The sequence below is a fragment of the Methyloceanibacter marginalis genome (assembly GCF_001723295.1).
Lineage (GTDB): Bacteria > Pseudomonadota > Alphaproteobacteria > Rhizobiales > Methyloligellaceae > Methyloceanibacter > Methyloceanibacter marginalis.
Genome location: NZ_LPWD01000222.1, coordinates 1 through 8,400, shown reverse-complemented (window position 1 = coordinate 8,400; position 8,400 = coordinate 1). Strand labels below are relative to the sequence as shown.

At 66.7% G+C, this 8,400-nt stretch carries 6 protein-coding genes and 1 pseudogene; 5 read left to right on the top strand and 2 right to left on the bottom strand.

Going from position 1 to position 8,400, the window contains the following annotated elements; translation table 11 throughout:
- The first annotated feature begins 28 nt into the window (after positions 1-28).
- Complete coding sequence (locus AUC71_RS08940; RefSeq protein ID WP_069623988.1) at positions 29-472, top strand: DUF1489 family protein; 444 nt, start codon at positions 29-31, stop codon at positions 470-472.
- Positions 473-830: 358 nt separating this feature from the next.
- A complete protein-coding gene (locus tag AUC71_RS08935; RefSeq protein ID WP_083238220.1) occupies positions 831-1,676 on the top strand; it encodes a serine hydrolase in 846 nt (281 codons plus the stop codon).
- Between the two features lie 531 nt (positions 1,677-2,207).
- Here AUC71_RS08935 and panC read toward each other — a convergent pair.
- On the bottom strand, positions 2,208-3,065 hold the full coding sequence (gene panC / locus AUC71_RS08925; RefSeq protein WP_069623985.1) for a pantoate--beta-alanine ligase: 858 nt from the start codon (positions 3,063-3,065) through the stop codon (positions 2,208-2,210).
- Between the two features lie 69 nt (positions 3,066-3,134).
- On the opposite strand from panC, the gene putA reads away from it, so the two are divergent.
- From putA to AUC71_RS08910, 3 genes and pseudogenes are all read left to right on the top strand, one after another.
- Positions 3,135-6,302, top strand: coding sequence for a bifunctional proline dehydrogenase/L-glutamate gamma-semialdehyde dehydrogenase PutA (gene putA / locus AUC71_RS08920; RefSeq protein ID WP_204376689.1), 3,168 nt, complete (start codon positions 3,135-3,137; stop codon positions 6,300-6,302).
- Positions 6,303-6,396: 94 nt separating this feature from the next.
- A pseudogene (locus tag AUC71_RS21105) lies at positions 6,397-7,115 on the top strand (vWA domain-containing protein).
- Positions 7,116-7,126: 11 nt separating this feature from the next.
- The gene (locus AUC71_RS08910) at positions 7,127-7,753 is read left to right on the top strand and encodes a hypothetical protein (protein ID WP_083238219.1); all 627 of its coding nucleotides are present in this window, start codon (positions 7,127-7,129) and stop codon (positions 7,751-7,753) included.
- Between the two features lie 118 nt (positions 7,754-7,871).
- Here the strand turns inward: AUC71_RS08910 and AUC71_RS08905 are convergent.
- The coding region (locus AUC71_RS08905) for an SPOR domain-containing protein (protein ID WP_141701572.1) at positions 7,872-8,400 on the bottom strand (529 nt) is incomplete at its 5' end.

Sequence of the window (8,400 nt, the reverse complement as noted above, 5' to 3'; positions counted from 1 at the left end):
GGCGCACTGAGAGCGCAGTGAGGCTTCGATGACGGTGCATCTGGTCAAGCTCTGTGTCGGCGTCGAGACCGTTCAAGACTTAAGAGATTGGCAGTCGGCGCGGTTGCGGTCGCGGGCGGCCGCCGGCGAGCCGGCCGCGCTTTGCCATCGCACGCGGCAGACCCCGCGGCGGCGCAACGACATCCTCGCCGGCGGCTCGCTCTATTGGGTGATCAAGGGTCTCGTGCTGGTGCGCCAGCGCATCTTGGATCTCGCGCCCGCCACCAAGGACGACGGCACGCCCTGTTGCGGCATCGTGCTCGATGTGGAGCTGGTGGCAACGCGGCCGCAGCCGCGCCGCGCCTTTCAGGGCTGGCGCTATCTGGATGCGGCCGATGCCCCGGCGGATCTGCGCGCGCTGGAGGGCGCCAATGACGACATGCCGCCCGGCATGCGCGAAGAGCTGCGCGAGCTTCGGCTGATCGACTGGTGAGACTTCTGTCGTATCTGCCGGCTTGATCGCCCTTCTTGGCGAGCGAGGGCTTCCGCAGTTGAGGCTAAGCGTTGAGCGACTCGAAAGTTGGGAAGAGGTGAAGACAGTTGAAGACATACACAACGCGAATGAGCGAGGCCGAGAGCGTCTACGCCTTCTTCCATGACCCGACCAATATGCCGCTGCTGCTCGCTGCGAGCGACAAGACGCAACACGCTTGGCAGCATATCTCGCAGTATCAATATACCCAGCAGGTTCTGCGGGACGGGCCCATCCACGAGTTGCCGGAGAAAATAGACCCGTCCATCGCCCGCATCCCAATCGAATTCAGTGACAAGACGGTCAAGTCGGTCGACGAATATTTCGATACCTCGACCATGGACGCCTTGTCGTACTGCATGAGGGCAACCTTGTGTACGAGCGCTACAAAGCAATGCGCCCCTTCGACAAGCACATCTGGTTCTCGTGCAGCAAAATCATTGTCGGCACCTCGCTTGCGCTGCTCGAGCACGAGGGGAAGGTGGATGCATCGAAGCCGGTGCCCGAGTACATCTCCGAGCTCAAGGACTCGGTGTGGGATTCTGTTACGGTCGAACAGACACTGGACATGGCCACCGGGCTCGACTCGACAGAGCACGAAGAACCGGATGCCCGAACCAATCCAGCGCGGGGCTGGTACAAGTGGGCTGAGAGCATTGGTTTGTTCGCGCCCGTTGACGGTTTTGCCGAGACGCCGATCGAAGTTTTGCGGGCCATGAAGCGAACGAAGCCGGGGCACACGGTCTTCGAATACAACTCAATGAACACCTATGTCTGCCAGATGATCGTCGAGAGGCTCACCCAGATGCCGATCGCCGAGCACTACGGCAATCGGATCTGGCGCAGGATCGGCACTGAACACGACGGTTATGTGGGCTTGAACAAGCAGGGGCGCGCCAACTGCTTCGGTTTCATGAATTCTTCGCTTCGTGACTTTGCGCGCTTCGGCATGACGTTCACGCCGAGCCAGACAAAATTCGGCAAAGGAACGATCATCCCCGATGATGTCGTCCGAAGGTTTCAGACGGGCCTGCGGCCGGAAATGTATTCGAAAGGCGCCATGGGTGCGCCGATCCAGGAAACATTCTGGCGCCTCCCGGGCTCGCCAACCGTTACCAGTGGGATGTTGTCACGCCGGACGGGGACTTCTTCAAGGCCGGCTTAGGTGGGCAGGGACTGTACCTCTCGCCTGCGAACGATGCCGTGGTCGCCTTTTTCAGCACAGGCACGATGGCGGACGAGAGCACAGGCGCTTGGACCGCGCGCCACATTACCCGGTCTTTTGGCTCACGGTGACTCTTGCCGGCAAAAGCACCCCAGCAAGGACGACGCTCAGATCAAGATCATCAGGACTCCCCAGACCAAGACTGCAACTCTCGCCAAGCTCGCCCAAATTGGCGGCCCATCATATCGATTGGCGCTGCGCATTACTCCGACGACAGCGATGAGAATGTATGGAACAGGAATCAGAAAGAGCCCGACAGCCACCGCATCGGGCAAGCTCATCGCAACCGATGCGATAGCGGCGACTGTGGCAAAGATGCTGGCGATCGTGCCGTAAGCAACAGCGTATTCCCAAAACGCGTGTCGGAGCGGAAGTTCGCCTCTCCACAATGACATTAGTACGGCCATTGAGCCCGCCGCAGCTGATTTGGGATAATTGGATTGGTTCTGCGCTTAGGGTTTCGTCGTTCCATTAATCGTCAGGCGGCACCGGCACGTTGTCGAGGAGACGCGTCTTGCCGAGATGGATCGCCGCCAGCACGCGGGCGGTTTTCACCGGGCCGTGCAGGGGCTTCAGGGTGTCGGGATCGCGCACGGCGACATAGTCGACGCGCAGCCCCATCGCTTCGAGCCGGAAGCGCGCCGCCTCCGAGGCATCGTCCGCGCCGCGGCCTTGTGCCAAGTCGGTCGCGACCTGCCGGACGGTTTGATGCAGCACCGGCGCGATGGCGCGTTCTTCCGGCGACAGATAGCGTTGGCGGGAGGAGAGCGCGAGCCCGTCCACCTCGCGCACGATCGGCGCGCCCAGGATCTCGACGGGGATATTCAGATCGCGCACGAAGCGCTTGATGACCAGGAGCTGCTGATAGTCCTTCTCGCCGAAGATCGCCGTGTCCGGCGCGCATTGCAGCAGGAGCTTGGCGACCACGGTGGCGACGCCGTCGAAATGGTTCGGGCGGCTCGCGCCGCACAGATCCTCGGTGAGGTCGCTCACATGGACCTTGGTGGAGAAGCCCGGCGGATACATCTCGGTTGCGTCGGGCGCGTAGAGGAGATCGCTCCCGGCGGCGGCGAGGAGCCCGGTGTCGCGTGCTTCGTCGCGCGGGTAGGCGTGGAAATCCTCGCGCGGCCCGAACTGCAGCGGATTGACGAAGAGCGAGGTGACCACGCGGCCGCAATGGGCCTTGGCGCGCTTCACCAACGACAGATGCCCGTCATGGATGGCGCCCATGGTGGGCACGAGGGCAACGGTCTCGCCGCCCGCGCGCCAAGCGGCGACGCGGGCCCGCAAATCGCGGACGGTCCTGACGGTCTCGATGGCGCCTGTCATGATCGGTCTCCGGAAGGGCCGCGACCATAGCGTCTCGTAGGATACGCCCGGAAGGACTAAATTGACGCTATGGGCGCGCCTCGAGCCGACATCGCCGCCACGCTTTCGCTGCCGAGCCGCGCGGCGATCGGCGGGGCCTTGCTCGCTGACGAAGATCAGCTGGTCACGGCGCTGATCGAACAGGCGCGCCTGAGCGACGAACAGAAGAAGCGCGTGACGGCAGTGGCCACGCGACTGGTCGAGGCGGCGCGGACCGGGCGGCGGGAGTCCGGCGGGGTCGATTCCTTCCTGGCCGAATACGGACTCTCCAGCGAGGAGGGCGTGCTTCTCTTATGTCTCGCCGAGGCGCTGCTGCGAATCCCCGATGCCGCCACCGCCGACCGGCTGATCGCGGGAACGATCGGCTCGGGCGATTGGGCGCGGCATCTGGGGCATTCGGAGTCCGTGCTGGTCAACGCCTCCACCTGGGGGCTGATGCTGACCGGGCACATGCTCGACTGGGGCGAGGACGACGGCGCCGATCTCGGCAGCCGGTTGCAGCGTCTGATCGGACGCAGCGGCGAGCCGGTCATCCGTCAGGCCCTGCGCCACGCCATGCGCATCCTGGGCAACCAGTTCGTGCTGGGGCAGACCATCGAGGAGGCGCTCGACAACGCGTCGTTCGAGAGCAGCCAAGGCTATCGCTTCTCCTTCGACATGCTGGGCGAGGCGGCCCGCACCGCTGAAGACGCCACGCGCTACGCCGACCGTTACCTGGAAGCGGCCGCCGCCATCGCCGCGTGGGCGGGCGCGCCCGAAGCGCGTAGCGAAGAGGCGCTGCGCACGCGCCCCGGCCTGTCGGTGAAGCTCTCGGCGCTCCATCCCCGCTACGACCCGTCGCAGGAGGCGCGGCTCCATGACGAGCTGCTGCCGCGGCTGCGCGCGCTGGCGCGGACGATGCGAGAGGCATGGCTGCCGCTCACCATCGACGCGGAGGAGGCGGAGCGGCTCGATCTCTCCTTGGCTTTGCTGGAGCCGCTGTTCGCCGATCCGCGGCTTACGGGGTGGAACGGCTTGGGGGTCGCGGTGCAGGCCTATTCCAAGCGCACGCTGCCGCTGATCGACTGGTTGGCGTCCGTTGCCGAAATCACGGGACGGCGCATCCCGGTGCGCCTCGTCAAGGGCGCCTATTGGGACAGCGAGATCAAATGGGCGCAGGAAGCGGGGCTCGCCGGCTATCCGGTGTTCACGCGCAAGGTCAATACGGACGTGTCCTATTTCGCCGCGGCGCGGGCGCTGCTGGCGCGGCCCGATTGCTTCTATCCGCAATTCGCCACCCACAACGCTCAGACCATCGCGGCGGTCGCCGAGATCGCGGGGGACGCGCCTTACGAGTTCCAGCGTCTCTACGGCATGGGCGAGGCGCTGCACCGGGAGGTGGTGCATCCGGAGTCCCTCGGGAAACCCTGCCGCATCTATGCGCCGGTCGGCGGCCACCGCGACCTGCTCGCTTATCTCGTACGGCGGCTCCTCGAAAATGGCGCCAACACGTCGTTCGTCAATCGCTTGGCGGACGACGAGGCCCCGATCGCGGCCATCGTCGCCGACCCCGTGGAGAAGGCCGCGCGCCTGCCGGAGAAGGCAAATCCGTCGATCCCATTGCCGCCGAGACTGTTCGCGCGCGCGGGAGAACAGCCTCGGCCTGCCGGTGTGGGAGCCTTTGGTTCGGGCGCCGCTGCTCCGCGCCATCGAGGCGGCCCTGGCCCAACCCGCCGCGGCGAACCCGATCGTCTCTGGGAAGGACATCGAGACGGGCGGCACGGTGATCGAAATGACCTCGCCCCACCGCCGCGTCGTGTCGGGACCTGCCGCAGCGCCGACCAGGCGGCCATCGATGCGGCGCTCGACGTGGCACGCGGCGCTCATGAGGCCTGGGACGCGCGAGGCGGCGTGGCGCGGGCCGAGCATCTGGAACGCGCCGCCGATCTGTTCGAGGCCGAGCGCGCGCCGCTCATGGCACTCATGGTGCGCGAGGCCGGCAAGACATTGGGAAACGCGCAAAGCGATCTGCGCGAGGCGGTGGACTTTTTGCGGTATTACGCGGCCGAGGCACGCGCCAAGTTCGCGATGCCGCGGACGCTGGTCGGGCCGACCGGCGAGCAGAACGAGATCTCGCTTCATGGGCGGGGCGTGTTCGCCGCCATCTCGCCGTGGAACTTCCTGCTCGCCATCTTCACCGGCCAGGTCGCGGGCGCGCTCGCCGCCGGCAACGCCGTGGTGGCGAAGCCTGCGGAGCAGACGCCGCTGGTGGCGGCGCATGCGGTGCGGCTGCTGCTTAAGGCCGGGGTGCCGGGCGAGGTGCTGCATCTCCTGCCGGGGCGCGGGGATTTGGTGGGCGCCGCGCTCGTCGCCGACCCCCGGGTGGACGGGGTGGTGTTCACCGGCGGCACCGACACCGGCCGGGCCATCAACCGCACCCTGGCCGCCGCGGGGCCCATCCCGGAGCTCATCGCCGAGACCGGCGGCCTGAACGCTATGATCGTGGATTCCTCGGCGCTGCCGGAGCAGGTCGTGGACGATGCGCTTACCTCGGCCTTCGACAGCGCGGGCCAGCGCTGCTCGGCGCTTCGCGTGCTGTTTCTGCAAGAGGACGTCGCCGACGCGACCATCGCGATGCTGGTGGGCGCCGCAGAAGAGCTCACCCTCGGCGATCCGCTCGATTACGCGACGGATATCGGCCCGGTGATCGACGCAGACGCCAAGGCGGCGCTCGAGGCGCATAAAGCAAAGATGCGCAAAGAAGCCCGCGTGCTGTTCGACCCGCCCGCGAAAGACAGCCACGGCAGCTTCGTCAGCCCCGCGATCTACGAGATTCCTAAGATCGGCGTTCTGGACCGCGAGGTGTTCGGACCCATCCTCCACGTGGTGCGCTTCGAGGGCGAACGGCTCGGCGCGGTGTGCGCGGCGATCAACGCCACGGGCTACGGGCTGACGCTCGGTGTGCACAGCCGCATCAAGGCAACCGCCGACTTCGTCGCCCGGCGGGTCAGGGTGGGCAACATGTATGTGAACCGGAACCAGATCGGCGCCGTGGTCGGCGTGCAGCCCTTCGGCGGGGAGGGGCTCTCAGGCACCGGACCGAAGGCTGGCGGGCCGCGTTACCTGGAGGCGTTCGCGGTGGAGCGGGTGCGGACCACGAATCTCACCGCGTCGGGCGGCAATGCCGGCCTGTTGGCCGCGGGCGGCGAGGAGGAGTGAAAGCTCTCGGCATTGTGGTTCCCGCCTTAAGGGTCCATCTATACCCGAGAGACTAGATTCCATGGCGATTTGAGGACCATGGCGGACCCCGCTGATGGCAGACCCGAAGGCTCCAGCAAACACCAGATCCGGCGACGTGGCGCGCAAGCCGTCCGCCGCGCGCGGGGATCTCGATGCGTTCCTGAACCAGGTGCGGAGCCTTCAGCCGGCGTCATCGGGGCGGGGCCGGCTGATCTTCGCCATGGATGCGACCATGAGCCGGCAGCCCAGCTGGGACCTGGCCCTTTCGCTCCAGAGCGAGATGTTCAGCGCGGTCAAGGCGGTCGGCGGCCTCGACGTGCAGCTCATCTATTTCCGCGGCTTCAACGAGTGCCAGGCGAGCCGCTGGGTGGGCGATCCGGACGCGCTGGCGCGGCTGATGCGCCAGGTCCATTGCGAGGGCGGGCATACCCAGATCCGCAAAGTGCTGTCCCATGCGCGCCAGGAGAACGAGAAGCGAAAGGTCAATGCGCTGATCTATGTGGGCGACTGCATGGAAGAGAATGTCGACGATCTGAGCCAGCTGGCCGGCGAACTCGGGCTTTCCGGCGTGCCGGTGTTCGTGTTCCAGGAGGGGGGTGACGCCCGGGCGGAGCGCGCGTCAGGGAAATCGCACGCCTGTCGCGCGGCGCCTATTGCCGGTTCGATGCGGGCTCGGCGGCGCAGCTCCGCGAACTCCTGGCGGCCGTCGCGGTCTATGCCACGGGCGGGCGCAAGGCGCTCGAGAACTCGAAGAGCGGCGCGGCGGTGCGTCTGCTCGAACAGCTCCGCTAACGGTTTTCGCCATGGTCTATTTCCTGGCCGGGTGCGCCCTTCTCCTCGTGATCCTGTTCGGGGCGCGTCTGCTCTCGGGCGCCAATCCGCGCAAGCTCGCTTTAGGCATGCGGAAAGCGGGCGGCGTGGCGCTGTTCGCCGTCGCCGGCTTCCTGGCGTTGCGCGGGGCGCTGCCCATCGCCATCCCCATCGCGGCGTTCGCGCTGACCCTGGTCGGTGGCCGCGGCGCCGGCGGGCTCGGCGGCGGGTTCGGCTCGGCGCAGAAGTCGCAAGGTCAGACGTCGCATGTGGAAACCGAGCGGCTGGAAATGGAGCTCGACCACGACAGCGGCTATATGGACGGGAAGGTGCGCGCCGGGCGCTTCTCGGGCCGTGCGCTGTCTTCCTTAAGCGACCGCGAGGCGATCGAGCTCTACAACGACTTCGCCGCCGACCGGCTGAAGGAGGCGTCGTTGATGGAGGCCTATCTGGATTGGCGGGTCGCCGGCTGGCGGGAGCAGGCCGAGGACGCCGCCGAAGCAAGGGCCGGCCGGGCGCGGTCGAGGGGCGGGCGCATGAGCGCGGATGAGGCCCGGGCCGTGCTCGAAGTGGGGCCCGATGCCTCCGAGGAGGACATCCGCCAAGCGCATCGGCGCTGATGATGAAAATGCACCCCGACCATGGGGGGTCCACCTACCTGGCCGCCCGCATCAACGAGGCGAAAGAGGTTCTGCTCGGCGGCTAGGGGATCTGCGCCGCCGGACTACGCGGCGCCGTCTATTCGGCGGCCATGGCGATGCATTCAAGCTGCATCCGCTTCAAGGCATCGCAGGTCGATTGGGCATCGGTCTTCGAGAAGCCGGCGAACCGGGCGCGGTACCATTCGGTGCTGCCCTTGGTGAAGGAGGCCGTGAAGGGGATATGCCCGCTGAGAAGATTGGGTGCTCGTTGCCGGACCATGCCCAGGCGGTTTTGGGCGTCGCCCTCGGACGTAAAGGCGCCCACCTGGACGTGATAGTTGCCGGCCAAGCGGAAGGGGCCCGCATCGCGCGGGGTGGGGCGGTTCGGAGAGAGGCTCGCCGCCCGGACGTTGTCGCCGGGGCCGCTGGCGTCGCCTTGCTCGATGGCCGGCACCGGCATGACGGCCGAAGGCGCAGGCGGAGGCGTCGCGGAGGCGAGCGCGAAAACGGGTTTGCGTGACGGCGGCGGCGGAGGAGCCGGACCGAGCAGCGAGGCGATGAAATTGGTGGCTTTCGGCTTGCGCTGGTCTGCACTGGTCGCGTGGAGGGAGGCGGCGAGCAGGCAG

Coding starts and splice junctions, on each gene's coding strand:
- AUC71_RS08910 (WP_083238219.1), top strand. CDS start 7,127: ATGGTCTATTTCCTGGCCGGGTGCGCCCTTCTCCTCGTGATCCTGTTC.
- panC (WP_069623985.1), bottom strand. CDS start 3,065: ATGACAGGCGCCATCGAGACCGTCAGGACCGTCCGCGATTTGCGGGCC.
- AUC71_RS08940 (WP_069623988.1), top strand. CDS start 29: ATGACGGTGCATCTGGTCAAGCTCTGTGTCGGCGTCGAGACCGTTCAA.
- putA (WP_204376689.1), top strand. CDS start 3,135: ATGGGCGCGCCTCGAGCCGACATCGCCGCCACGCTTTCGCTGCCGAGC.